Source organism: Pseudomonas sp. 910_21, assembly GCF_052850735.1.
Genome location: NZ_VXCY01000011.1, coordinates 80,024 through 103,825, shown reverse-complemented (window position 1 = coordinate 103,825; position 23,802 = coordinate 80,024). Strand labels below are relative to the sequence as shown.

23 protein-coding genes are annotated in these 23,802 nt (G+C 63.9%); 5 read left to right on the top strand and 18 right to left on the bottom strand.

The genetic code is table 11. From position 1 onward, the window contains the following. Positions 1-8 precede the first annotated feature (8 nt). The 5 genes from FW796_RS28815 to FW796_RS28795 all read right to left on the bottom strand — a co-directional run bounded on the left by FW796_RS28815 (position 9) and on the right by FW796_RS28795 (position 6,585). Complete coding sequence (locus FW796_RS28815; protein WP_346634285.1) at positions 9-3,107, bottom strand: MdtB/MuxB family multidrug efflux RND transporter permease subunit; 3,099 nt, start codon at positions 3,105-3,107, stop codon at positions 9-11. Continuing rightward, entirely contained in the window at positions 3,104-4,423 is a 1,320-nt protein-coding gene (locus FW796_RS28810; RefSeq protein WP_446440488.1) for an MdtA/MuxA family multidrug efflux RND transporter periplasmic adaptor subunit, read from the bottom strand. The genes FW796_RS28815 and FW796_RS28810 overlap by 4 nt, the downstream gene beginning before the upstream one ends. Positions 4,424-4,599: 176 nt before the next feature. After that, positions 4,600-5,100, bottom strand: coding sequence for a thiol peroxidase (tpx, locus tag FW796_RS28805; RefSeq protein WP_123725341.1), 501 nt, complete (start codon positions 5,098-5,100; stop codon positions 4,600-4,602). A gap of 318 nt (positions 5,101-5,418) precedes the next feature. Next, positions 5,419-6,096, bottom strand: coding sequence for a type 1 glutamine amidotransferase domain-containing protein (locus FW796_RS28800; protein ID WP_446440487.1), 678 nt, complete (start codon positions 6,094-6,096; stop codon positions 5,419-5,421). 30 nt (positions 6,097-6,126) lie between these two features. After that, positions 6,127-6,585, bottom strand: coding sequence for an SRPBCC family protein (locus tag FW796_RS28795; protein WP_346634282.1), 459 nt, complete (start codon positions 6,583-6,585; stop codon positions 6,127-6,129). A 387-nt stretch (positions 6,586-6,972) separates the two neighbouring features. On the opposite strand from FW796_RS28795, the gene FW796_RS28790 reads away from it, so the two are divergent. Both FW796_RS28790 and FW796_RS28785 read left to right on the top strand, forming a co-directional pair. After that, on the top strand, positions 6,973-8,595 hold the full coding sequence (locus FW796_RS28790) for a J domain-containing protein (RefSeq protein ID WP_404936955.1): 1,623 nt from the start codon (positions 6,973-6,975) through the stop codon (positions 8,593-8,595). Continuing rightward, entirely contained in the window at positions 8,592-9,572 is a 981-nt protein-coding gene (locus FW796_RS28785) for a DUF3829 domain-containing protein (protein WP_446440486.1), read from the top strand. The genes FW796_RS28790 and FW796_RS28785 overlap by 4 nt, the downstream gene beginning before the upstream one ends. A 42-nt stretch (positions 9,573-9,614) precedes the next feature. On the opposite strand, the gene FW796_RS28780 is transcribed toward FW796_RS28785, so the two are convergent. From FW796_RS28780 to FW796_RS28770, 3 genes are all read right to left on the bottom strand, one after another. Beyond that, on the bottom strand, positions 9,615-10,286 hold the full coding sequence (locus FW796_RS28780; protein WP_346634279.1) for a DUF3313 domain-containing protein: 672 nt from the start codon (positions 10,284-10,286) through the stop codon (positions 9,615-9,617). 157 nt (positions 10,287-10,443) lie between these two features. Further along, positions 10,444-10,938 carry a DUF934 domain-containing protein gene (locus FW796_RS28775; RefSeq protein WP_346634278.1) on the bottom strand — a complete coding sequence of 165 codons (495 nt, stop codon included), beginning with the start codon at positions 10,936-10,938 and terminating at the stop codon, positions 10,444-10,446. Further along, entirely contained in the window at positions 10,935-12,608 is a 1,674-nt protein-coding gene (locus FW796_RS28770) for a nitrite/sulfite reductase (RefSeq protein WP_346634277.1), read from the bottom strand. The genes FW796_RS28775 and FW796_RS28770 overlap by 4 nt, the downstream gene beginning before the upstream one ends. Positions 12,609-12,881: 273 nt before the next feature. Between FW796_RS28770 and ccoN the strand changes: the two genes are divergently transcribed. Both ccoN and FW796_RS28760 read left to right on the top strand, forming a co-directional pair. Next, complete coding sequence (gene ccoN, locus FW796_RS28765) at positions 12,882-14,309, top strand: cytochrome-c oxidase, cbb3-type subunit I (protein WP_346634276.1); 1,428 nt, start codon at positions 12,882-12,884, stop codon at positions 14,307-14,309. Between the two features lie 62 nt (positions 14,310-14,371). Next, the gene (locus FW796_RS28760) at positions 14,372-14,590 is read left to right on the top strand and encodes a hypothetical protein (protein WP_060843700.1); all 219 of its coding nucleotides are present in this window, start codon (positions 14,372-14,374) and stop codon (positions 14,588-14,590) included. Between the two features lie 101 nt (positions 14,591-14,691). On the opposite strand, the gene FW796_RS28755 is transcribed toward FW796_RS28760, so the two are convergent. Together FW796_RS28755 and FW796_RS28750 are read right to left on the bottom strand one after the other, a co-directional pair. Next, positions 14,692-15,183, bottom strand: a complete 492-nt coding sequence (locus FW796_RS28755) for a hypothetical protein (protein WP_346634275.1) — start codon at positions 15,181-15,183, stop codon at positions 14,692-14,694. An 86-nt stretch (positions 15,184-15,269) separates the two neighbouring features. Further along, positions 15,270-16,049, bottom strand: coding sequence for a helix-turn-helix domain-containing protein (locus FW796_RS28750; protein ID WP_446440485.1), 780 nt, complete (start codon positions 16,047-16,049; stop codon positions 15,270-15,272). A gap of 79 nt (positions 16,050-16,128) precedes the next feature. Here FW796_RS28750 and FW796_RS28745 point away from each other — a divergent pair, with 79 nt between their 5' ends. Then, on the top strand, positions 16,129-16,830 hold the full coding sequence (locus tag FW796_RS28745; protein WP_446440484.1) for an aspartate/glutamate racemase family protein: 702 nt from the start codon (positions 16,129-16,131) through the stop codon (positions 16,828-16,830). 12 nt (positions 16,831-16,842) lie between these two features. On the opposite strand, the gene FW796_RS28740 is transcribed toward FW796_RS28745, so the two are convergent. The 8 genes from FW796_RS28740 to FW796_RS28705 form a co-directional block, all read right to left on the bottom strand. Continuing rightward, on the bottom strand, positions 16,843-17,361 hold the full coding sequence (locus FW796_RS28740; protein WP_346634272.1) for a GNAT family N-acetyltransferase: 519 nt from the start codon (positions 17,359-17,361) through the stop codon (positions 16,843-16,845). Positions 17,362-17,643: 282 nt separating this feature from the next. After that, positions 17,644-18,621 (bottom strand): LysR family transcriptional regulator, encoded by a 978-nt coding sequence (locus FW796_RS28735; protein WP_346634271.1) that lies wholly within the window; start codon positions 18,619-18,621, stop codon positions 17,644-17,646. A gap of 178 nt (positions 18,622-18,799) precedes the next feature. After that, complete coding sequence (locus tag FW796_RS28730; protein ID WP_346634270.1) at positions 18,800-19,756, bottom strand: peptidylprolyl isomerase; 957 nt, start codon at positions 19,754-19,756, stop codon at positions 18,800-18,802. Then, positions 19,753-20,238 (bottom strand): YbjN domain-containing protein, encoded by a 486-nt coding sequence (locus FW796_RS28725; protein ID WP_446440483.1) that lies wholly within the window; start codon positions 20,236-20,238, stop codon positions 19,753-19,755. The genes FW796_RS28730 and FW796_RS28725 overlap by 4 nt, the downstream gene beginning before the upstream one ends. Positions 20,239-20,258: 20 nt before the next feature. Beyond that, the gene (locus FW796_RS28720; protein WP_346634268.1) at positions 20,259-20,906 is read right to left on the bottom strand and encodes a DNA repair protein; all 648 of its coding nucleotides are present in this window, start codon (positions 20,904-20,906) and stop codon (positions 20,259-20,261) included. A gap of 17 nt (positions 20,907-20,923) precedes the next feature. Further along, positions 20,924-22,615: a putative porin gene (locus FW796_RS28715; protein ID WP_446440482.1), complete on the bottom strand. Its 1,692-nt coding sequence runs from the start codon at positions 22,613-22,615 to the stop codon at positions 20,924-20,926. A gap of 40 nt (positions 22,616-22,655) precedes the next feature. Next, positions 22,656-23,372, bottom strand: coding sequence for an energy transducer TonB family protein (locus FW796_RS28710; RefSeq protein WP_346634266.1), 717 nt, complete (start codon positions 23,370-23,372; stop codon positions 22,656-22,658). A gap of 3 nt (positions 23,373-23,375) precedes the next feature. Further along, complete coding sequence (locus FW796_RS28705) at positions 23,376-23,801, bottom strand: ExbD/TolR family protein (RefSeq protein WP_011061113.1); 426 nt, start codon at positions 23,799-23,801, stop codon at positions 23,376-23,378. Position 23,802: the final 1 nt, after the last annotated feature.

The following is a 23,802-nucleotide window of genomic DNA, read 5'->3' as shown; positions in this document are numbered from 1 at the left end:
GCGGCCCGTCATGCCTCCACCTCTTGGGCGTCTTCACGCTTGCCGAAGCGCCGACCCAGGCGGTCGAAGTACAGGTAGATCACCGGCGTGGTGAACAGGGTCAGCACCTGACTCACCAACAGGCCGCCCACCATCACCAGGCCCAGGGGCTGGCGCAGTTCGGCACCGGAACCGGTGGCCAGCATCAGCGGCACCGCACCAAACAGCGCGGCCAGGGTGGTCATCAGGATCGGTCGGAAGCGCAGCAGCGCCGCCTGATAGATGGCCTGTTCCGGGGCCATGCCCTGGTGGCGTTCGGCGTCGAGGGCGAAGTCGATCATCATGATCGCGTTCTTCTTGACGATGCCGATCAGCAGGATGATGCCGATGATGGCGATCATGCCCAGGTCGTTGCCGCTGAGAATCAGCGCCAGCAAGGCCCCCACCGCCGCCGAGGGCAAGGTGGAGAGGATGGTGATCGGGTGGATGTAGCTCTCATAGAGCACCCCGAGGACGATGTACATGGTCACCACCGCCGCCAGGATCAGCAGCAAAGTGCTCGACAGCGAGGCCTGGAAAGCCTCCGCCGCGCCCTGGAAGCGGGTCTGCACCCCTACCGGCATGCCGATCTCCTGCTGCACCTGCTCGATGACATTCACCGCCTCCCCCAGGGCTACACCGGGCGCCAGGTTGAAGGACATCATCACCGCCGGGAACTGGCCGATATGGGCGATGGCCAGTTGCGCCTGGCGCTCCTCGACATGGGCCAGGCTCGACAGCCGCACTTGCCCGCCGTCGGTGGTCTTGACGTGGATCTGCTCCAGGGCCTGGGGTCCGATGCGCTCCCCGGCCTGGGCCTGGAGCACCACCCGGTACTGGCTGGCCTGGGTGTAGATGGTGGAAATCTGGCGCTGGCCGAAGGCGTCGTACAGGGCGTCGGTGATGTTCGACACCGAAACCCCGACCCGGGACGCCGCATCGCGGTCGATCACCAGATACACCTGCAAGCCCTTGTCCTGCAGGTCGCTGGCCACGTCGGTGAGCTGCGGACGTTGCGCCAGGGCTTCCACCAGACGATTGCTCCACAGGCTCAGCAGCTCGGCGTCCGGCGACGACAGGCTGAACTGGTACTGGGTACGACTGACCCGGTCTTCGATGGTCAAATCCTGCACCGGCTGCATGAACAGGCGGATGCCCAGCAGCTTGTCCACCTCGGGCTGGATCCGCGCGATCACCTGGGTCGCGCTCAGATCACGCTGGCTGTGAGGCTTGAGGTTGATCAGCAAGCGCCCACTGTTGAGGGTGGCGTTGTCGCCGTCGACGCCGATGTAGGACGACAGGCTTTGCACCGCCGGGTCCTGCAGGATGATCTTCGCCAAGTCTTGCTGGCGTTGGCTCATGGCGGCGAAGGACACCGACTGCGGCGCCTCGGAAATCCCCTGGATGACCCCAGTGTCCTGCACCGGGAAGAAGCCCTTGGGCACCACCAGATAGAGCAACACAGTCAAGCCCAGGGTGCCGACGGCCACCATCAGGGTCAGGAACTGGTGCTTGAGCACCCACTGCAACTTGCGCCCGTAGCTTTCGATCAACCAGTCGATCCAGGCCCCGCTGGCGCGATAGAAGCGCCCCTGCTCTTCAGGCTTGGGCTCACGCTTGAGCAGCCGCGCGCACATCATCGGGGTCAGGGTCAGGGACACCACCAGGGAAATCAGGATCGCCACGGCCAGAGTGATGGCAAATTCACGGAACAGCCGGCCCACCACGTCGGCCATGAACAGCAGCGGGATCAGCACCGCGATCAGCGACAGGGTCAGGGAGATCAGGGTAAAGCCGATCTGCTTGGCACCCTTGAGCGCCGCCTGCATCGGGCTGTCGCCCTCCTCGATGAAGCGCGAGATGTTCTCCAGCATGACGATGGCATCGTCCACCACAAAACCGGTGGCGATGGTCAGGGCCATCAGGGTCAGGTTGTTCACCGAAAAACCGGCCAGGTACATCACGCCGAAGGTGCCGATCAGCGACAGCGGCACGGCAATCGATGGAATGAGGGTGGCGCTGGCCCGACGCAGAAAGAGGAAGGTCACCATCACCACCAGGGCAATGGCGATAAACAGTTCGTGCTGCACATCGGTGACCGAGGCGCGGATGGTCTGGGTGCGGTCGGTGAGCACCGTGACGTCCAGGCCCGCCGGCAGGTTGTCGGTGATGCTCGGCAGCAGCGCCTTGATCCGGTCCACCACCTCGATCACGTTGGCCCCGGGCTGGCGCTGGATATTGAGCAGCACCGCCTGGTTCTCGTTGGCCCAGGCCGCGAGGCGCTCGTTCTCGGCGCCGTCGACGATCTCGGCCACATCCTTCAGGCGCAGCGGTGCGCCGTTCTTATAGGCCAGGATCAGCTCGGCGTAATCCTTGGGCGAGGTCAGCTGGTCGTTGGCATCGAGCATCGAGACCCGGGTCGGGCCGTCGAAGTTGCCCTTGGGCTGGTTGACGTTGGACGCGGCAATCAAGGTGCGCACATCCGCCAGGTTCAGGCCGTTGGCCGCCAGGGCTTCAGGGTTGACCTTGATCCGCACTGCCTGGCGCTGGCCACCGGCGATACTGACCATGCCGACGCCGCTGATCTGGGCAATCTTCTGTGCCATGCGGGTGTCCACCAAGTCATTGAGCTTGGGCAACAGCATGGTCTTGGAGGTGATGGCCAGGGTCAGCACCGGGGTGTCCGCCGGGTTGACCTTGTTGTACACCGGCGGGGCCGGCAGATCCTTGGGCAGCAGGTTGGTGGCCGCGTTGATGGCCGCCTGCACCTGTTGCTCGGCCACGTCCATATTGATGTCGAGGCTGAACCGCAGGGTCAGCACCGAGGCGCCGCCGGAACTGGTGGAGGCCATCTGGGTCAGGCCGGGCATCTGCCCGAACTGACGCTCCAGGGGCGCGGTGACCGCGCTGGTCATCACGTCCGGGCTGGCCCCGGGGTACAGGGTCATGACCCGGATGGTCGGGTAATCCACCTGGGGCAAGGCCGAGACCGGCAACAGGCGATAGGCGATCAGGCCGGCCAGGACAATGGCCAGCATGCTCAGGGTGGTGGCTACCGGACGAAGGATGAACAGCCGCGAGAAATTCATGCGCCGACCTTTTGCGCCTTGCCATCAACCGGCTTGCCATCCGCTGCCGGCGCACCGGCGGGCTTGCCCTGCAGGTGTTCGGTGGGGGTGGTGGGCACTTCGCTGCTGTCGTTGACCACTTCCACCTCGCTGCCATCCTTGAGGCGGTCGGTGCCTTCCATCACCACCCGGTCACCGGCCTTGAGACCGTCCTTGATCACCGTCAGGTCGCCGTTGCTGTCACCCACCTGCAACTGACGGATCTTCACCTTGTTATCACCGTCCATGGCGTAGACGAAGGTACCGTTGGTGCCGAACTGGATCGCTGCCGAAGGTGCCAGCACCACGTTCTTCAGGGTGTCGGCCAGCAGCCGCACATTGACGAACTGATTGGGGAACAGGCCCTGGTCACGGTTATCGAAGCGCCCCTTGAACTTCAGGGTGCCGGTGGTGGTGTCGATCTGGTTGTCCAGGCTTTGCAGCACGCCGCTGGCTTGCAGTTTCACGTCGCCACGGTCCCAGGCTTCCACCGCCAGTTTGGCGCCGCTGTGGTAACGCTTGAGCACGGTTTCCAGGCTGTTTTCCGGCAGGGTGAAGGCCACGCTGATCGGCTGGGTCTGGGTGATGATCACCAGCGCCGTGGTGTCGTTGGCGGCCACCAGGTTGCCGACGTCCAGTTGGCGCAGGCCCAGGCGACCGGCGATGGGCGCACGGATGTTGGTGAATTCAAGGTTGAGCTTGGCGTCGTTGACCGCCGCCTGATTGGTCTTGACCGTGCCCTGGTACTGGCCCACCAGCGCCGCAGCGGTGTCCAGGGTCTGTTTGGCGATACTGTCCTGGGCGTACAGGCCGCGATAACGCTCAAGGTCGACCTGGGCGTTCTTCAGCTGGGCCTGATTCTGCAGCAAGGTGCCCTCGGCCTGGAGCAAGGCATTCTGATAGGGCCGCGGATCGATCTGTGCCAGCAGGTCGCCGGCCTTGACCATCTGCCCTTCCTCGAAGTTGATCTTGACCAGCTCCCCCGCGACCCGGCTGCGCACATTGATGGTGTTGAGTGCCGTCACCGTGCCCAGGGCCTTGTAGTACAGCGGGAAGTCGCCCTGAGTCACCGGCGATACGCGCACCGGAATCGGTCCGCTGGCGCCGCCGAAACCGGGACGCACGCTGCCACTGCGCCCGTTATGCCCGGTCGCGGCTTTCTGCCCGGCAGCCTCCTGATGGGTACTGGCCGGCCAGAATTTCCAGCACAAGCCCACGACCAACAGCAGGACGAACAGGCCGAACAGCCAGCGACGGGAGTTGCGGGGAGCAGAGGATTGCATGGAGTGATCAACCATTGGGCGCGTGGGAGTCTTCTTGAGAAGGCTGAAAGATAAGCACTAGAGCTGTTTTAGCAAAGCGCCTTTACCGGCAATTTACCTTTGACTGACGTTTTAAGGTGCGGCGCTAAGCCACTGAAGCACAAATAAAAACGGCCTGGACAGGGCCAGGCCGTGAATAATTGTAAAGGCTGTTACTTGAGTACGGCCAAGGCCGCGTCGTAGTTCGGCTCTTCAGCGATTTCCTTGACCAGTTCGCTGTGCAGCACTTTGTCGTTTTCGTCCAGCACCACCACGGCGCGGGCCGTCAGGCCGGCCAGTGGGCCGTCGGCAATGGCGACACCGTAGTTCTCGATGAACTCACGACCGCGCAGGGTCGACAGGTTCTGCACGTTTTCCAGGCCTTCGGCGCCGCAGAAACGGGCCTGGGCGAATGGCAGGTCGGCAGAGATGCACAGCACCACAGTGTTAGCCAGCTCGTTGGCCTGAGCGTTGAACTTGCGTACCGAGGTAGCGCAGGTTGGGGTGTCGACGCTTGGGAAGATGTTCAGCACTTTACGCTTGCCGGCGAGGCTGCTCAGGGAAACATCGGCCAGACCCGCGCCTACCAGGGAGAACGCAGGAGCCTTGGAACCCACTTGCGGCAGCTGGCCGTTGACCTGAACCGGATTGCCTTTGAGAGTGACTTGAGCCATGAACGGAGTCCTTTATTGAACAGTGATGATGGAACAGCAATGAGAAATTGTTGAGAGGCCGAAGTTAAGCATGAAACAGCGCGGGCACCTATTGTCGGGCGGATAAATTGTCCAACAAACCGCTGCAACAGCGCCCAGGCGGACCGCGCAATGATTACCGATCGCCGATCGCCGATCGTGGATCGTGGATCGGTAATCGGTAATCGGTAATCGGTAATCGGTAATCGGTAATCGGTAATCGTAGGAGCTGGCTTGCCAGCGAAGGCGTCCGCAAGAGCACCGCAACGCTCAAGGGCCCCTTCGCCGGCAAGCCGGCTCCTACAGGTGCGCCAGCAGCAGCTCCGCTACCGGGCCGCCGGACGCCGGGTTCTGCCCGGTGATCACTCGCTGGTCTTGCACGGCAAACGGTGCCCAGGGCGCGGCGGCCTTCTGGTACAGGGCACCCCGCTTGACCAGCTCGGTTTCCGTCAGGAAGGGCACGTACTGGTCCAGCTCGACCAGCTTCTCCTCTTCATTGGAGAACCCGGTGACCTGCTTGCCGGCAATCAGCAGCGAGCCATCGCTGAGCTTGATGTTCAGCAAGCCCACCGCGCCATGGCAGACCGAACTGACATAACCGCCCTGCTCATGGATTTCACGGCTCAAGACCTGCAACCGAGCATTGTCGGGAAAGTCCCAGACCACGCCATGCCCGCCGGTGTAGTAGATCGCCACATAATCCTCTGAGCGGACCTGCTCCGGCTTCAGGGTCGCGCCCAGGCGGCTCATGAAAGCGCTGTCCTGGTACCACTGCCAGTCGGTGTCGTCAGCCATGGCCAGGCTATGGGGATCGATGGGCACGTAGCCGCCCTTGGGGCTGACGTAGTCCACCTCGAACCCTGCCGCCTCGACCTTTTTCACAAAGTGCACCGCCTCCCCCAGCCACAGGCCAGTGGCACGGTTCAAGGTCGGGTATTTGGCCACGCTGGTCAGGACCACCAGAATTTTCTTGCTCACGGCATGCTCCTTGGATATCCACACAGAGAATCACGAAGACGGCGCAACGCTCAGCAAGCGCACCATGTTGCGCTGCCGGGCATCGAAAATACGCGCCATGTAGCGATTGACCACCAGCCGCTCCAAAGGTGCACCGCCAATGGCCCGATAGGTCACCCGGTCGGTGTACAGGGCTCCCCCTTCGGCAGCCTCCACCCGATGCTCATGGCGAAAGGCTCGCAACGGCCCCTTGAGCATTTCATCGACAAAATGCCGGTCGCTCACCTCACGGATGACCACCGTCCAGTTCGCCGGAATGACACCCCACATCCAGTGCCTGAAGCTGAACTGGCGCCCGGCGCTGATGCGCAGATCGTTGAGATCGATGCCCCCCAAGGGCGTGACGGGCTCGGGAAAGATCTTCGGAAAGTTGACCCCCTCAAGACAGAAATCCAGCACCTGAGCCGGACTGCAACCTGCCAGAAAAGTCGTGCGTTCAACTACGGGCATACCTGAAAGCTCCTTCCTCAACTAAAAGACACATCACACACAGGATTAGAATAAATCTATAAATAGTTGTTTTTATTGATTTTTTTAATCTATAAACAACATTAACTAAACCACTCAAAGAACAAGGTTATAGTAACAATCCACTTGAGGTTGCTCACTCCCTTCGAGCAGTCCCATACCACTCGGAGCGTACCTTCCGGGCGTAGCAAATCAGCGCAGACGAGATCCTTACCGCACCACACGGCCAACGCTGAACCGCCCTGGCCTTCCCACTTTTCAATAGACGGATTCGAGTCGGGGACTTTTATCCGAGAAACCGGTAGGGTGCGCAATTTCATCCATCCATCACTGGATGCTGCTGCGGGTTGCACGGAGTCTTACCGCCCAATGAGCTGCTGGACCCTACTCGGCCTGCCGGCCACCGCTGACATCCGAACCATCAAGCGCCACTACGCCAGGCTGCTGAAGCAGACCCGCCCGGATGAAGATCCGCAAGGTTTCCAGCGCTTGCGCGACGCCTATGAAGAGGCACTGGCCCATAAGGATTGGGAGCAACAGAACGAGACCCTGGAGACGGTCGAGACCTGGGCAGACAACGAGCCGGTCACCTTGGCGCTCTCACCCGTGCAGCGAGTGGCTATCCTGCTCAAGGAGCTGCATGTCGATCAGCTCGACCAGCGCTTTGAGCAGGCCCAGGAGCAGGCATGCGCCTATGAGTTCGAACTGGCCCTGCTGCGCTATTGCGTCGAACACCCGGCACAGGCCGACGCGGTGTTGCACTGGGGTTTCGAGCATCTGCGCTGGATGAGTGCCTGGCAACGCCTGGATCTGCCGGAATATCTGGTGCTGGAGTTGCAGCAACAGCTCTATCAGCGAGTGCAAGAGCCGCTGGCCGCAGCCCTGGAGGCCAAGGATGAAGCGGCGTTCCTGCAGGCCTACGCCCAGCGTTCAGCCCATTCCTGGCTGCTCCACCTGCAACATCGACAATGGTTCAACCAGTGGCTGGCACAGACACTGGCCAATAGCCCCTATTGGTCGGTGGCGGTGTTCCAGGCGGTCTGTGCCGGCCAAGGCTGGCACACCAATACCGGTGACAACTGCCCGGAAGTGCTCTGGCCGCGCCTGTTGAAACGCCATCAGGCACCGCTGTACCTGGCCCACCAGCAACAACTGGCGAGCGAACCGCCGAGCACCCCGGAGCACCGTGCTGCACGCTTGTTGCTCGCGCCCCTGAGCTTCCGTCAGCGCCGCGCCTGGGCCCGGCAGCTGGGCAGCCTGGACTGGCAAGCCTGCCACACGCTGGCCGCAAGCCTGGCCGCAGACTACCCGGAAGTCGCCGCCGGCATGCCCGCCAGCAACCCCTACTTCTGGCGGGACTGGGAACACGCGATCAACAGCTGGCCGATGCTCCTGGGCGTGGTTCTGGCCAGCCTCACCGGCGCAATGGCCGATTACGCCGGGCAAGACAGCAGTCCCTGGGAGATTGTCGGAGTGACGCTGGTCTGGGCTCTGTGCTTGTGCGCCGCAGGCGAAGGGCTGCAGCGACTTTGGCGGCCCCTGAGCCAACGTCTGTTCCAGTGGGACGAGCGCCTCAGCCAACGCCTGCCTCGGCACCGGACGCCCTATCACGGCGTGCAACTGATTCGCGACCTGTTGCCCGCAGCGCTGCTGGGCGGACTGCTGGGCGTGGCGGTCCACCCGGTGGCCACGATCACTTATCTTGGGGTCCTGCTGCTGGTGGCCCTGGCCCGTCAGCGCCAGATCGACCCGCTGAACGCCTGGCAACGCATCAATCCCTGGCCGCGCCGCCTGCTGCTGGGCACGGGACTGGTGCTGCTGGTGGCGGCAATTGCCACCCTCAAGTGGTTCGACGAGCGCCACACCACCGGGCGTTACCAGGGCCTGCAGCCCTGGACCGAGCGCCTGTGCGCGCGCATGCCGGCCAATGTCCCCGAGTGCGCAGCACCGGCCACCGAGGCACAGTGGTACCCCAAGGAGAACCGGCCATGAGCCAACGCCCATTGCTGATTTTCGGTTGCGCGCTGATTTTTGGCTTGTTTGCACTCCTGGGTGCCGGAGCCCCGATCGCCCGCTTCGAACTGTGGCTGGCCGGCCTGGACAGTGCCGCCAGTGCCCAGGCTGCGGCCAGGGCGCCGCTGATCGACTGCGTCAACCAATACGATGTGCCATGGCGCCTGGGCTATTACACCTACGGCACTCAACCGGCCTGGCGCATGGCGTTCGCCGATCTGCTGAACAATGCCAAGGACTTCGCAGACGGCGCGAAGACCGACATGGACACCCTGCCCGCCCGCGACTGTGAACCGCGCATGCTCTATCGACTGCGCCACCTGCAACCCGACGCCCCGCTGATCGGCCTTGCCGAGCGCTACATCGACGCGCTGCACCAGGCCAACCTTGCCCGTCGCGCTCATTCCAGCGCCGTACCCGGCGCTTACATGCCGGCCGAGGAAGACACAGCCACTGTTGCCCTGCTCCAACCCAAGTTCGACCACTACCTGCAAGCCTCCGCCGACCTGCGTGACGCCCTGGCGAGCGCAGACATCGGCGCCCGACGCGAGCAACAGCGGCTGCTTGAGCAACGTCTTGGACAGGACATCCACTGGCACCTGCTGGACTACATGATCCAGGCGCGGCTCACGGTGGAGCAGATCAGCCAGGGCGTGCGCGAGAAAACCCTGACCCCGGAACAACTGGCACAAGCCAGCCAGGATCTGCAACGGGCCTGGGATGCCGGCCAGCCCTTGCGCAACCGACCACAGAGCAGCCGCACCCAACCGGCCTATTACCTATGGAGCCAGATCACGCGGCCAGCGCAGCGCTACCAGCAAGCCTTGCTCGCCTTGCATCAGGACTGGCAGAAACAGGCTGCACCACAGCGTCTGAGCGAGGACTATCACGCCGTCATGCGGGCCTACGACTCGCTGCTCAGCTACTACAACAAGCAGGCCCAGATGGACTATTGAAGCGGCAGCAGCCCCTGTTGGCCGCCGCCGGACAATCAGGCCCTAACGCGCCTTGAGCTTGGCAAAAGACTGGTGGAAGTCCGCCGCCCAACCGTCGATGACGTTCTTCACGTCATCGGCCTTCATCACTTGCGTGTCGTTTTTCAGGGGCTTGCCGGTGCCCTTGCGCACCACCTGAGCAATCACTTTGCCACTGCTGCCATCGAGAAACACCGCCTCGGTGCCCAGCGTGGTTTCCTGGTCGCGAATTCCGGTGGCGGTGCTGACCGCCGCTGCCACCAGGGCCACGGGAATGATCTCATACGGCTTCAGGCCTTCGGTTTTACTGCTGACAGCAGTGATCGCCGCCCGTACGACCACCACGCCCGGACCAGGGCCCTCGGCGAGGGGCAAGCTGCGGGCCGCCTCACGCCTGAGGGCCTGGTCGTAATACTGATTGATACCGTTGAGGGTGCTCTGGGGAATCTTCGCTGTGGCTTGTGGCTGCGGGTAGAACTGGGTGGGCTCGATATAGATCGCCCGGTACCGGCCTACATCCAGTTTGGGATCGATCCAACGCATCACCTCCACCCCGGAGGGCGACTTGGCCTCCTTGAGCCGGCTGTAGTCCTGGAGAAACCCGGAATACTCGTCGGGCTGGGTCACTTTGCTGGAGCAGCCGACCATTGCCAAAGAGGCAAGGCACGCGGTGCCGATCATCAATGCAAGTTTCATGGGTAACTCCTGTAGGTGAAACAGCCAGGAACTGGCCAGGGGAATTACAGGTATAGCCAAAGGATTGTTGCTGAGCCGGGTGTTTTTTAAAGATGGCAAGACGCCGGGGGCACCCGAAGAACGCCATCTTCGGGGCCCTTTACCGGCAAGCCGGCGCCTAGCGGCGGCGGAACAGGGGGCGGGGTTCGATCACTGAGCGACCATAGAGCACGCTCATGCCCACCAGTCCCTTGAGGGCGTCCTGGGCGCACTTGTCTTCACGCACGGCAAAGCTGTCGAAGCCGCACTGACGCATATGGCTCAGTTGATCGCGCAGCACGTCGCCAATGGCCCGCAACTCGCCCATCCAGCCCAGGCGGGTACGCAACAGGTAGGCCTGGCTGTAGCCCCGACCATCACGAAAACTCGGAAAATCCACGGCAATCAGCGGGATCAGCTTGAGCCAGGGCTTGAGGCTTTCCACTTCGTCATCCGGGCCGATCCATACGCCGTCCCGGGCCGGGTGATGCTCGATGCGCCGCATCAGCCACAGGGCCAGGGGCAGGATCAGCGGCCCGTCGGGCAGCGTATCGTCGACCCCGCGCACCAGGCTCCAGGCATCGTCCTCCACCAATTGGGCTTCGCCCTCATGCAGACGCAGCAGGTTGTTCATGCCAGCGCCTCCACAGCCTTGGGATAGACCCGCTCCTTGAACGGCTCCAGGCCGATGCGCTGCAGGGTTTCGACGAAGGGTTCGTCGCTTTCGCGGTAGCGCACGAAGGTGGCAATGATGCGCTCGATCACTTCGGGGATTTCCTCGGCGCTGAAGGACGGCCCGATCACCTTGCCCAGAGCACTGTCACGGCCCTTGGCGCCGCCCAGGGTGACCTGAAACCACTCGCTGCCGTTCTTGTCGACCCCGAGGATGCCGATATTGCCGATGTGGTGGTGGCCGCAGGCGTTCATGCAGCCGGAAATGTTCAGGCTGATATCCCCCAGGTCGTGGAGGTAGTCCAGGTCCTCGAAGCGCTGCTGGATGGCCAGGGTAATCGGCAGTGACCTGGCGTTGGCCAGGGCGCAGAAGTCGCCGCCCGGGCAGGCGATGATGTCGGTCAGCAAGCCGGCATTGGCGGTGCCCAGGCCGTGCTCGCTGGCACACTGCCAAAGCTCGAACAGCTGCGACTTGGGCACATCCGGCAGGACGATGTTCTGTTCATGGGCAATACGGATTTCGCCGAAGCCGAAGCGCTCGGACCAGTCGGCCACCGCCTCCATCTGCTGACCGGTGACGTCCCCCGGCGGCGAGCTTGGCCCCGGTTTGGTGGACAGCACCACGCAGGTGTAACCCGGCACCTTGTGCGGGTGCACATTGCGCGCCACCCAGCGCGCGAAGGCTGGGGACTCGGCCAGGTGGCTGCCGTAATCCAGATCGGTGTCCGCCAGGCGCTCGTAGATCGGCGGCACAAAGGCGCTGGCGACCCGCTGGTACTCAGCGTCAGTGAGCTGCGCCGGGCCGTCCTTGAGGTGCTGCCACTCCTCCTCCACTTCCTTGGCGAAGGCCTCGATGCCCAGGGCCTTGACCAGGATCTTGATCCGCGCCTTGTACTTGTTGTCACGCCGGCCGTAGCGGTTGTAGACCCGCAGCACCGCCTCGACATAGGACAGCAGGTGCTGCCAGGGCAGCCCGTCGCGAATCTGCAGGCCAAGGATCGGCGTGCGCCCCAGGCCCCCGCCCACAATCACGCGCAGGAGCATTTCGCCGCTGCGGGCGCGGTAAAGGTACAGACCGATGTCATGCATCATGATGGCCGCGCGGTCCTGCTTGGCCGAGCAGATGGCGATCTTGAACTTGCGTGGCAGGAACAGGAATTCAGGGTTGATGGTGGACCACTGGCGCAGGATCTCCGCCAGGGGGCGCGGGTCCAGGTACTCATCGGCGGCAACCCCGGCAAAAGCCTCGGTGGTGATGTTGCGCACACAGTTGCCGGAGGTCTGGATGGCGTGCATCTCCACCTCGGCCAGGCGCTGCAGGATGTCGGGCACCTGGGCCAGCTCGATCCAGTTGAACTGCAGGTTCTGCCGGGTGGTGAAGTGGCCGTAGCCGCGATCGAAGTCCCGGGCGATGCTGGCCAGGGTGCGCATCTGCCGGGCGCTCAGGGTGCCGTAGGGAATCGCCACCCGCAGCATGTAGGCGTGCTTCTGCATATACAGGCCGTTCTGCAGGCGCAGGGGCAGGAATTCCTCTTCGCTCAGCTGGCCGCCCATGAAGCGCTCGACCTGATCGCGAAACTGCGCCACCCGCTCAAAGACCAGGGCCCGGTCATAGTCGTCGTACTGATACATGTGCCTACCTCGTCCTCATCGGTGCTGGTCGTGCTCTAAACGGCGCGTGTTGTGAGGGGGCGACTATGCGCGTGCGGCGCAGAACGTTACAGATTCAGGTAAAAACTAAAAAACCATATCAGCCACTACCGAAGCACCGTGGACATGAGATAAATCTGATCCGTATTAATGCTGTTTTTCTGAGTCTGTTTTGTTTCCCCGCTGATTCCTACAGTGCACCCCGTGCCAGACCGGGTGGCCTGGCAAGACTTTGCAACCGTGGAAGCATTGACCATGAACTCAGCAACAATCGGACAGGCTTACAACTACAAGGTGGTTCGCCAATTCGTCGTCGCAACCGTGGTATGGGGCGTGATCGGCATGGCCATGGGGGTGTGGATTGCCTCGCAACTGGTGTGGCCGGAGATGAACCTCGATCTGCCCTGGAGCACGTTCGGCCGCCTGCGGCCGCTGCACACCAGCCTGGTGATCTTCGGCTTCGCCGGCAGCGCCCAGTTTGCCGCCAGCTACTACGCCGTACAGCGCACCTGCCAGGTACGGCTGTACTCCGACACCCTGGCCGCCTTCACATTCTGGGGCTGGCAGTCGGTGATCGTGATCATGCTGATCACCCTGCCCCTGGGCTACACCACCACCAAGGAATACGCCGAGATCGAATTCGCCGGCGCGGTGTGGATGGCCGTGGTCTGGGTGGCGTATGCCATCGTGTTCTTCACCACAGTGGTGCGGCGCAAGTGCCGGCACATCTATGTCGGCAACTGGTTCTTCGGCGCCTTCATCCTGGTGATCGCCATGCTCCACGTGGTCAACCACCTGTCGATCCCGGTGGACTGGTTCAAGTCCTACCCGGTGTATTCCGGGGCCACCGACGCCATGGTCCAGTGGTGGTACGGGCACAACGCCGTAGGCTTCTTCCTCACCACCGGCTTTCTCGGGATGATGTACTACTTCGTGCCCAAGCAAGTGGGACGCCCGGTCTACTCCTATCGCCTGTCCATCGTGCACTTCTGGGCGCTGATCACCCTGTACATCTGGGCCGGCCCGCACCACTTGCACTACACCGCGCTGCCGGACTGGGCGCAGTCCCTGGGCATGGCCATGTCGCTGATTCTCCTGGCCCCCAGCTGGGGCGGGATGATCAACGGCATGATGACCCTCTCCGGGGCCTGGCATAAGTTGCGCACCGACCCAATCCTGCGGTTCCTGGTGTTGTCCCTGGCGTTCTACGGCATGTCGACCTTTGAAGGCCCGATGATGGCGATCAAGACCGTCAACGCCCTCTCCCACTACACCGACTGGACCATCGGCCACGTTCACGCCGGGGCCCTGGGCTGGGTAGCGATGATCACCTTCGGCGCTATCTACCACATGGTGCCCAAAGTGTTTGGCCGCGAGCAGATGTACAGCATCGGCCTGATCAACACCCACTTCTGGCTGGCCACCATCGGCACCGTGCTCTACATCGCCTCGATGTGGGTCAACGGCATCACCCAGGGCCTGATGTGGCGTGCAGTCAACGAAGACGGCACCCTCACCTACTCCTTCGTTGAGGCCCTGGTGGCCAGCCATCCGGGGTTCGTGGTGCGTTTTGCCGGTGGCGTGTTCTTCCTCAGCGGCATGCTGCTGATGGCCTACAACACCTGGCGCACCGTACGCGTGGCCGATGAAAAACTGGCCCTGAGCGACGCGCAGATCGCCTGACCCAACCAATGCCCGCCGGTCCCAGTGACCGGCGTTTTTTTTTTAAGGGAGCCGGATGACCGATGGATATTCTGTTCAACCTGCTGGGGGTGGCGTTTCTCTACCTCTGCATCGAGTACTGCCTGCGCCACCAGAGCGCCAAGAGCCTGGATGACGCCAGCCTGATTCCTTTTGCCGACGACCCCGACGTAGCCCGCCGGGTGGAGTTGGCCACGGGCAAGAAGATCAATGCCGTCGCGCCGGAAGAGCCCAAGCCGGGATGGATCAACCTGGACATGTAACGCCCCGTAGGAGCCGGCTTGCCGGCGAAGAGGCCCGCAAGACGTGCACGTGCTTGGCGGTCGCTTTCGCTGGCGAGCCAGTTCCTACATCAGACGCGCTATCAGGCGCGCTCGCGGGGGATCAGGCTCTGCAATTGGGCCGCCAGGAAGTTGCCGTCGAAAACGAAGATATCGGGGTCCTTGAGGCCATTGGTCTTGCGCCATTGCCAACTGCCGGAGGGCTCGCCCACCAGGGAAACACTGCCCAGGCGCGCCGCGGTCAGGCCGATCACCGCCAGGGATATCTGCCCATTGGGCCCCATCACATCCGGGACGAACTCCACCGGCTTGCCCGCGATGGCGATGGTCAGTTTCTCGCTCTTGAAAGTGGAACTCTCCACCGGCAATGCCGGGCTGAAGGCCACATAAGGCTCGCGGTGCAGCTCCAGCAGGTCCGGCAGCAGCACTGGCGCCAACCACTCTTCAATCTGCCCGAACAACTCATGAATACGCTGGGCCCAGACCACCGACTGGCTGTCGAACAGCTGCTTTTTGTGGGCTTCGCTGGCGGCGTAGTGCCGGAGCATCTCGCCCAGTTGCTGGATATCGTCCATTGCGGTGTGTCCCTGGCATCGACCCTTGGGAACAGCAGGTCGCCGGACTTGATCATGGCAGATGCCGGTGCCGGACGTTGGGGTGTTTACCCAAGGGCGCGCGGGTGAAAGCGCAGCCGGTACTGGCGCGGGGTCAGGCCGAGGCTTTTGCGCAAGGCACTGCCCAGGTGCGATTGGTGGGCAAAACCGCTGTCCTGGGCAATCGCCGCCAGGGGCAGGTCCGTGTGTTGCAGCAGGCGCCGGGCCGCTTGCAGCCGCACCTCGGTGATCCAGGCATGGGGCGTCATGCCGACGGCGCGGCGAAAGTCGCGCAGCAGGCGCAGTTCGTTGTGGCCGTAAGTGAGCGCCAATTGCGCCAGGGACAAGGGCTGGGCGTACTGGTCGGCCATCTGCTCCAGCACCTGGCCCAGTCGTGGTAACGGCGCCGTAGGAATGTGGCGGGACTGGGACAGACCGACAAAGGCCAGGGCACAGTGCTCCAGGGCCAACTCATCGATTGCAGGCGCCAGCAACAGACGCCGGGCTTCACGGCCCAGGGCCAGAGCGCCAGCATGCCCCGGACTCTGCAGGCGGCGCTCGCCGGGGATCAGCGGCGTCTGCTCCTGCCAGCGCGCCAGCAGGTATTCACCGCCACAGGCAGATTCGGAGAACACTTCAACACCCTTGGGCGTCAAGGCCAGAGTGCCGGGCCAGGTGTCGAAATCCTCGCGCCGGTCGGAGTCGATGGCATGCACCCCACGCTGGCGTTCCAGGGTCACGCCCAGGGTCTGCCACTGCGCCGGATCGCGAGCGCTGTAGGCGACTGCGGGCAACAGTTGCAGGCAGAGCCGACCGTCCAGCAGGCTGCGGCTGAGAACCTCGGGCATATGAAATTTCCTGATAGATCGATACCACGGGCCACGGGAGACTGAAGGCCCTTCTACACCATGACTCAAGGAGCTGCACATGCGCACCATCGGCCTGATCGGCGGCATGAGCTGGGAATCCAGCGCCGAATACTATCGCCTGATCAATCAGCAGGTTCGCGATCAATTGGGGCCGCTGCGCTCGGCGCGGTTGCTAATGTACAGCGTCGACTTCGGGCCTGTCGAACGGGCCCAGCACGCCGGGCGCTGGGATGAAGCGGCGCGGATTCTGATAGACGCCGCCCAGCGTTTACAGGATGGTGGCGCCGAGTGCCTGGTGCTCTGTACCAACACCATGCACAAGGTGGCGCAGCAGATTCAGGCGGCCACTGCAGTGCCCTTCCTGCACATCGCCGACCCCACGGCCCAGGCCGCGCTGGCGGCCGGCACCCTGAACGTCGGGCTGCTGGGCACCGCCTTCACCATGGAGCAGGAGTTCCTCAAGAGCCGCCTGAGCCAGCAAGGGCTGAAGGTACTGGTGCCCGATGCGCAGGAGCGCCAGGCGGTGCACCGGATCATCTATGAGGAGTTGTGCGTGGGGGTCATCAGCGACGCGTCGCGCCGGGTATACCAACAGGTGATCGAATCACTCAAGGCCCGTGGTGCCCAGGCGGTGATCCTGGGCTGCACGGAGATCGGCCTGCTGCTCAAGCCCGAGCACAGCCCCCTGCCCCTGCTCGACACCACCGAACTGCATGCCAGGGCGGCGGTGGCCTTTGCCCTGGCGGACGAGCCGGCCTGACGGGGTCACAGATCAAGCGGGACGGCGCAGGCGCGCCATGCTCAGCACGTCGACGTACTGCCCGCCACGGATGGCGTAGTCCCGCAGTTGGCCTTCGGTTTCAAAACCGAACTTGTGGTACAGGCCGATGGCCGCCTGGTTATCGGCATAGACCGTGAGTTCAACCCGACGCAGGTTCATCCAGTTGTCCGCCACCTCCAGCACCGCTGCCAGCAGGCGGCTGCCGATACCCTGGCGTTGCCAGGCCGGGGACACGCCCATGCCGATGTCAGCGCAATGGGCCCGGCGCACCCGCGCCACCTGCAGCAGGCTGCAACTGCCGATCACCGCGCCCTGGTGCAGGGCCACCAGGGCCACCAGCCCTTCGTTGTCCTGGCCCAACCCGACGCGCTTGCGCCACAGTTCACGGGATTGGTAAGGCAGTTGCAGGGTCTGGGCCGCCACGCTGGGTTCGCTGTACAGCGCCGTCAGACCCTCGATATGGGCTTCGTTGCAACGCTCGATAACGATAGTGGGATTAGCGTTAGGCATGGCCAGGTCTTCCTTGAAGTGGAAATGGCCATCGAGTGTAAGGGCATGAGCCTCTGCATGACGAGGGGATCCTCGCCCGTTGGAGCTGGCTTGCCAGCGAAGGCGTATCGCAGAGCGACGCCAGGCTTGCGGGCCTCTTCGCCGGCAAGCCGGCTCCTACGGGGGAAACGCGCAGTATCGGCAGTTGTGGGGGCTGGCCTGCCGGCGAAGGCGTCGGCAGCACCAGCCGCGTGCCCTTTCGCCGGCGAGCCGGTCCCTACGCAAAGGCGGATCACGGGTGGATCAGGCGAACCAGTCCTCTCGCTCGCTGAAGGTGTGCAGGATCAGGTCCACTAGCTGCTGCACTTCGGCTTCATGGGCCACCTGGGCATTCACCGCCAACCAGGCGCGGCGTTGCATGGGCTCGGTGAACAACCCCGGCAAGGCGGTCAAGCCACGGTCGAAGCGGCTGATGTATTGCGGCAACAGGCCGATGCAGGCGCTGCAACGGATCATCTCCAGCATCAGTTCATAGGCATGTACGTGCACCACCCCCGCCAGGCGTTGCTCCACCAGGCTGTTCCAGGGCCGGAACGGCTCTACCTGACGGTCGTGCTGCCACTGCACCAGCATGTAGTCGGCCAGGTCGTCGAGGCTGTCGGGACGCGCCGCGACCCGGGAGTAGCGCTTGGCGATATGCGGTAGGTAGTCGATACGCGCCAGGGGCAGCGGCTCGCGGGTGGCGAAGCTGGGGCCCGGCAACGGCGAGTCTTCGGCCGCCAGCCACAGCACCAGATCGGCACTCAGGGCCTGCAGGGACAGGTCGCTGTCGATGGAGATGATCTCCAGGCGTGCGCTGGCATTGCGCCGCAGCAAGGCGATCAGGTCGCGACCGAGAATGTCGTGGAGGATGGTTTCCGCCACGGCAACACGGATCAACGGCTGCTCGATCACCGGCAGCCGCCGCTGGTGGGCCAGGGCAATCAGTTGCGCCTGCAGTTGCAGGCCCTCGCGACTCAGGCTCAAGGCACTCCCCTGATAACAGAACAGTGAGCGGCGCAGGTGCTCTTCCAGCAGGGCCAGTTGCTTGCGTAACAGCGTGGCCTTGATGTTCAGACTGCGGGCTGCCTGCATGAAGCAACCGCAGCGGGCACTGACCAGGAAATACTGGGCGACCTCCGGATCGATCCCGGCGGCCAGGGCCAGCCAGGCTTCCCGGGGTTCCTGGGGCGCAACGTAGGGTGCGACACCCTGGAGTGGAGCGGGTTCGAGAAATGACATTGGTGACTCCCTGTCTTGTTGAGTGTTGCTTCCTTGGCTAGCGGGCGGCGGAGTCCGCAAGACCGCCTTCGCTGGCAAGCCAGCTCCTACAGTTGCCGATGCTGCGTGTTGCCCCCCCGTAGGAGCCGGCTTGCCGGTGAATAGGCCCGCAAGATCGCCTTCGCTGGCAAGCCAGCGCCTACAGCTTGTCCTCCAGGACCTGATTCAGTACGGCGCCGTCGATGCTCAGGGTCGCGGTGTTGAGCATGCCTTCCAGGTAGGCCTTGGCGATCTGTTCCTGGCGCTGGGCGCGCAGGGCCTGGGTCAGGCGATCACGCAGTTCGTCCAGGCTGGCAGTGCGCGCCGGTTGCTGTTCGGTGAGCTTGAGCACGTGAAAACCCGCTGCGCTCTGCACCACCTCAGAGACACCACCGACCTTGAGCCGGGCCACGGCGCTGCGCACCTCCGGCAGCAGTTGCTGCAAGGGCTGCAGGCCGGAGTCGCCACCGCGCTGGGCGCTGTCGCGGTCCTGGGAATACTGCGCCGCCAAGGCGGCAAACTCCCCCGGCGCGGCCTGGGCCTTGCGGCTCAGTTCCAGGGCCTGTCGACGCACCTGCTCCAGCGCCTGGGGGTCGCTCACGCCCAGGAAGATCTGGCTGACCCGGTACAACGCCGGGGTCATCCAGGCCGACTTGCCGCTGTCATAGGCCTGCTGCAGTTCGGCGGCACTGGGGTAGTCCGCCGGCACCTGGCTGACCGACTGCAAATAGTCGCGAAACACGATCTGCTCGGTGGCGGCGCGGGTCTGCTGTTCCACGTCCGGGCGCTGGCGCCAGCCCTGGGCGTCGGCCTGCTCCAGCACCGCCTTTTCCGCCAGGCGCGAGCGGATCCAGGCCTCCAGGGCCGGGCGATTGGCCCGCAGTTGCCCCCGGGACTCCTCGGGCAGGCTGGCGAACAGCGCCTTGAGCTCCTGCGCCGCCACAAGCTGGTTGCCCAGGCGCGCCACGGTCGGGGTTGTCGCCAGTTGCTGTGCCAGTACGGTGGGTGCCGGCTGCTGCGCCGCCACCGGGTCGTTGCCCGGGCGCAAGGCCAGGCCGAGCGCCAGACCGAGCAGGGTCAGCGCTCCGGCACCGACCACCAGGGTCGGCTTCTTCACAGGCTGGCCGCCTCTTCCAGGGGTTGGCTTTCAGGGCTTGGCGCGTGCTCGGCCTGGGCCTGCAACTGCGCCGCCTGCTGGCTGTATTCGCGCAGGTAGACGATGAACTCCTGCAGCAAGCGATCCCACAGTTCCAGCTGGCTGCGCAGATGGGGCTCGCCGACCCCGGCCACCACCACGTCCATCTCCATCACCAGGAACTCGCCCTGCAGCGACAGCCGGGCAAAGCGCCGCGAGGCGTTCCACAGTTCCGCCAGCCCCGCCGGCAGTTCGCCCTGCACCCGCAAGGCGCAGCTGTAGGTGAAGTCCACGTAGTGCCCGGCTTCGCTGCCCGGGTTGCCGAAACGCACGGCGTAGCCGATGCCCTGGCTGGCGCTGAGCAGTTGCACGATGCCGTTCTGTTCGGTCTGGTTGACCCGGTAGCCAGCGCCTTGCAGCAGGTCGGTGAGGCTTTCGGTGGTGACGCTGGTAATCAAAGTCATGGTCATCTCTTCCCTGGTGATCAGTGGGTGCTCGCCGCCCGGGGGGCATCGAACTGGGTTTGGTAAAGCTCGTCGCCAAAGCCCTGGGCCAGCTCTTCGAACTTGACCCGGGCGCTGCCGGCGAAGGGCTGGCGGATTTTCACCAGCTCAGCCACATCGATTTTTTCGTAGGCCGCCAGGATCTGTTTGGCGATGCCGTACATCTGCTGATTCTTGACCGCACATTGCTGCACTTGTGTGTCACGTTCGCTCAATTGCGCCTGCAATTTCGCCCGCTCGGCTTCCTTGCCCCGGGCCAGCACCAGTAAGTCCTCGTAGGCTTTCTTGAACTTGCCCAACTGCTCGCTGCTAGCCGCCGCCTGAGCTTGTGCCTGGCTTTGCAGGTTCTGCTGCTGGCCGACCAGTTGCTCGGCCACGCCGCGGGTCTTGGCCAGCTCGGCGCTCAGTTGCTTGACCTGGGCCTGGGCTTCCCTGGCTGCGTTCTCGGCGGCAATCCGCGCCGCCGCAGCCTGGGCCTGCTCGCTTTGCAGCGCCTGCAACTGCTGGGTAGTGCTGCGCAACTGGGTGCGCAGGCGCTCCTCCATGCCTTCGGCGCTAGCGCTGGCGCTGGCCAACACGCCCCAGGCCACTAACAGGCTGACCGCCCCTGCCCTCGCTCGGCTGTTCATAACCTTCCTCCTGACGCTTAGAAGCGCGTGTTGAGTTCAAGCTGCATGACGTCGACTTCATAGCGCGGCCCGTAGACTTCCGAGGCGCTCATGTAGCGGGCCGTGGCGTAGATGTTCTTGTCGATGCCGTAGTTGCCGCCGACGAAATAACCCTTGGCGTTGGTGCCCCCCAGGTGGAACGAGGAATCGTTGAAGCCGTCGGGCAAGGCATCGGGCTGGATGTACTTGTAGCCAGCCAGCAAGTTCCAGTCGCCGGACTTCTTCATCTCCAGGGCGTTGCCCAGGGTGAACTGCACCATCAGCGCATTGCCGCCACTTTCGAACTGGCCGTTGCGATTGATGTTGTTGACGATCTCGCCCTCGCTGCGCTTGAGCATCTCGCCCTTGTCGTAGGCTAGGTTGCGGATGAAGTTGGTCTGGCTGCGCAGGCGCAGGTCGTCTGGCAGCTCGGTGTCCCAGGCCAGGTTCAGGTCGAGCACGTCGAACTTCGAGGCCAGGCCGACGAACTGCGGCTGCGGGGTCAGGCCCGGCGTGGCCGGGTTGGGGGTGATGTCGCGCAGCAGGAACACGCTGTTGCCCTTCTGCATGAAGGCCACGCGCGAGCCGTCGGTGTCGCAGCCCGGGGCCCCGGCCCAGGGCGCGCAAGGGCTGGAGCGCTGGCCTTCGATGTCGTCGAAGCGGTAGTAGGCCAACGCGCCCTTCAGACTGTTGCTGCGGTTGATCTTCCAGTTGGCGCCGATCTGCCCGCCGAACAGCCACTTGGTGTCGCTCTCGTTCTTGTCGAAGCCGTTGCTGGTGGCGGTGTCGTTGGTGTACTCCACCGGGAAGGCGCCGAGGGTGCCGAACAGGCCCCAGTCGCTGCCCAGCTTGTGGTTGAAGATCGCCGCCACGCCGTCGAAGTTGAGGTCGTTGGAATACAGCATGTCGGTGGAATAGAACGGGTTGGCAATCCGCCCGCCGGTCAGGGTCAGGTCCTGGGTGGCCTTCCAGGTCAGGTAGCCCTGGTCGAGCCAGATGTCCTTCTTGCCAAAACCGCCGCCCAGGGTCTGGGTGGTGGACACCGGGTTGTTGTCCGAGCCGGTGCCGATGCGGATGCCGGCGGTCCATTCCGGCGAGATCACCGCCTTCATCCCCAGGCGCGCCCGCAGGCGAAACAGATTGTCGCGGTCTTCACGGCTGTTGAGCAGCGGCGGCAGCTTGCTGTTGGTGTCTTTGTTGACGTCGTAGGGACCGCTGTCGTTGAGCTTGGCGTAGTCGACGATCTCGTTGCTGTTGTTGTCGGCGAAGAACCGCGACTCGTCCCGCAGGCGGATGTCGCCGTCGAAGCTGATGCGCGAGATCCAGTCCGGGAAGGTGTTGGGCTGGGCCCAGTTTTCCTGCTTGGCGGTGGCCATGACCTCGGCCTTGACCTGATCGCGGATCTGCTCGCGGACGATGGCCGGCACATATTGCACCCGTACATCACCGGGCGCCGCAGCGGGACCAGTAGCGGCCACCGCTGTGGCGGCACGGGCCTGCTGGGCCTCTTTCTCGGCCTGGGCGATCAGCCCGTCGGCCTGCTCCTGCTTCAATACCCCCTGCTGCACCAACAGACGGATCAGGTTGATCGTGGCGTTCTCCGAAGGCGCGGCGGCAGCCGCGGCCTGTCCGGCCAGGGTCAGGGCGACCATGCAGAGCGCCAGGGTCAATCGATTCACGGTGGAAATCATCTGCACACAACTCCTGTAGAAACTGCAAATAGGGGTTCGCTCATTCCGGACGCCGACCCTTGAGGGACAGGCGTACCGGCAAGGTCAGGGAGGCCGGCATGCGCTCTTTCAGGCGCGGCGTGGCCCGCAGCGCCGCCAGCACCTGCTGGTCGGTCTCGGGATTGCCGCTGGAGCCGGCCAGTTCAGCGCGGGTCACTTGCCCGTCGGCGCCCAGCCACAGGTCCACCTGCAGCGCATAAGCCTTCTTGCGCAGCTCCGGGTCCTCGCGCAGCGCGCGCTGGAAGGTTGCCGCCAGGTACTGCTTGTAGGTGCCGGTGCCCAGCCCGCCGCCACCGGCGCCGGCCATGCCGCCGCCCTTGCCGGCACCGACGTTGAAACCGTCGTTGCCGGACTGGGCCTCGCCGTCCATCTGCATCGGATTGGCCAGATCATCCGCCGGCGATGGCGGAGCCTCCTCCTCCGGCTTGACCTCCTCGGGGGTGGGCGTGGGTTCGGGTTCCGGGATCTTTTCTTCCACCGGCTCCGGCTCCTTGGGTTTCTCCGGCGGCGGTGGCGGCGTTTCCGGAGGCGGCGGCAGCGGGATGATGGTTGGCACTTTGGGCGCCTCCCGGCGTACCCCGGCCATGTCATTGGCCCACTGCCACAAGAACCAGGCGGCCACGGCCCCCAGCAGCAGGCCGACGCCCCACTTCAGCAGTTGCACGGCTCGCGGCTTGTTCTGCACCGGGGGCAGCTGGATAGGTTGTTGTGCGGTCATGTCTCAGCCCTGGCTCGGTTTGCCGGTGACCAGGCCGACCTGGGACAACTCCAGGCGGCGCAGCAGGTCGAGGACTTCGATGACCTTCTGGTACTGCACCGTGGCATCGCCACGGACGATGATCGGGAAGTCCGGGTTCTGCGCCTTCTCGATGCGCAGGCGCTCTTCCAGCTCGCCCAGGGTCACCGGGTAGGCGTCGAGGAACACCTGGCCGCCATCGTTCACCGAAATGGCCTTGGTCTTGGCCTCGGACAGCGACACCGAGGCGCTGGCCTTGGGCAGGTGGATCTGGATGCCCGAGACCTGGGCGGTGGCGGTGAGGATGAACATCACCAGCACCACCATCAGCACGTCCACCAGGGGCGTGATGTTGATGCTGTCGACGGCGGCATCGTCTTCGTCGTCATGGGAGGCGTTCACGGAAGCCATG

Excerpts from the sequence above, each read along its gene's own strand:
- FW796_RS28785 (WP_446440486.1), top strand. The coding sequence starts at position 8,592 with ATGAGCCAACGCCCATTGCTGATTTTCGGTTGCGCGCTGATTTTTGGC.
- FW796_RS28815 (WP_346634285.1), bottom strand. The coding sequence starts at position 3,107 with ATGAATTTCTCGCGGCTGTTCATCCTTCGTCCGGTAGCCACCACCCTG.
- FW796_RS28755 (WP_346634275.1), bottom strand. The coding sequence starts at position 15,183 with ATGGACGATATCCAGCAACTGGGCGAGATGCTCCGGCACTACGCCGCC.
- ccoN (WP_346634276.1), top strand. The coding sequence starts at position 12,882 with ATGAACTCAGCAACAATCGGACAGGCTTACAACTACAAGGTGGTTCGC.
- FW796_RS28705 (WP_011061113.1), bottom strand. The coding sequence starts at position 23,801 with ATGGCTTCCGTGAACGCCTCCCATGACGACGAAGACGATGCCGCCGTC.
- FW796_RS28720 (WP_346634268.1), bottom strand. The coding sequence starts at position 20,906 with ATGAACAGCCGAGCGAGGGCAGGGGCGGTCAGCCTGTTAGTGGCCTGG.
- FW796_RS28775 (WP_346634278.1), bottom strand. The coding sequence starts at position 10,938 with ATGAACAACCTGCTGCGTCTGCATGAGGGCGAAGCCCAATTGGTGGAG.
- FW796_RS28750 (WP_446440485.1), bottom strand. The coding sequence starts at position 16,049 with ATGCCCGAGGTTCTCAGCCGCAGCCTGCTGGACGGTCGGCTCTGCCTG.
- FW796_RS28710 (WP_346634266.1), bottom strand. The coding sequence starts at position 23,372 with ATGACCGCACAACAACCTATCCAGCTGCCCCCGGTGCAGAACAAGCCG.
- FW796_RS28725 (WP_446440483.1), bottom strand. The coding sequence starts at position 20,238 with ATGACTTTGATTACCAGCGTCACCACCGAAAGCCTCACCGACCTGCTG.
- FW796_RS28745 (WP_446440484.1), top strand. The coding sequence starts at position 16,129 with ATGCGCACCATCGGCCTGATCGGCGGCATGAGCTGGGAATCCAGCGCC.
- FW796_RS28735 (WP_346634271.1), bottom strand. The coding sequence starts at position 18,621 with ATGTCATTTCTCGAACCCGCTCCACTCCAGGGTGTCGCACCCTACGTT.
- FW796_RS28810 (WP_446440488.1), bottom strand. The coding sequence starts at position 4,423 with ATGGTTGATCACTCCATGCAATCCTCTGCTCCCCGCAACTCCCGTCGC.
- FW796_RS28790 (WP_404936955.1), top strand. The coding sequence starts at position 6,973 with ATGAGCTGCTGGACCCTACTCGGCCTGCCGGCCACCGCTGACATCCGA.
- FW796_RS28715 (WP_446440482.1), bottom strand. The coding sequence starts at position 22,615 with ATGATTTCCACCGTGAATCGATTGACCCTGGCGCTCTGCATGGTCGCC.
- FW796_RS28740 (WP_346634272.1), bottom strand. The coding sequence starts at position 17,361 with ATGCCTAACGCTAATCCCACTATCGTTATCGAGCGTTGCAACGAAGCC.
- tpx (WP_123725341.1), bottom strand. The coding sequence starts at position 5,100 with ATGGCTCAAGTCACTCTCAAAGGCAATCCGGTTCAGGTCAACGGCCAG.
- FW796_RS28780 (WP_346634279.1), bottom strand. The coding sequence starts at position 10,286 with ATGAAACTTGCATTGATGATCGGCACCGCGTGCCTTGCCTCTTTGGCA.
- FW796_RS28795 (WP_346634282.1), bottom strand. The coding sequence starts at position 6,585 with ATGCCCGTAGTTGAACGCACGACTTTTCTGGCAGGTTGCAGTCCGGCT.
- FW796_RS28760 (WP_060843700.1), top strand. The coding sequence starts at position 14,372 with ATGGATATTCTGTTCAACCTGCTGGGGGTGGCGTTTCTCTACCTCTGC.
- FW796_RS28770 (WP_346634277.1), bottom strand. The coding sequence starts at position 12,608 with ATGTATCAGTACGACGACTATGACCGGGCCCTGGTCTTTGAGCGGGTG.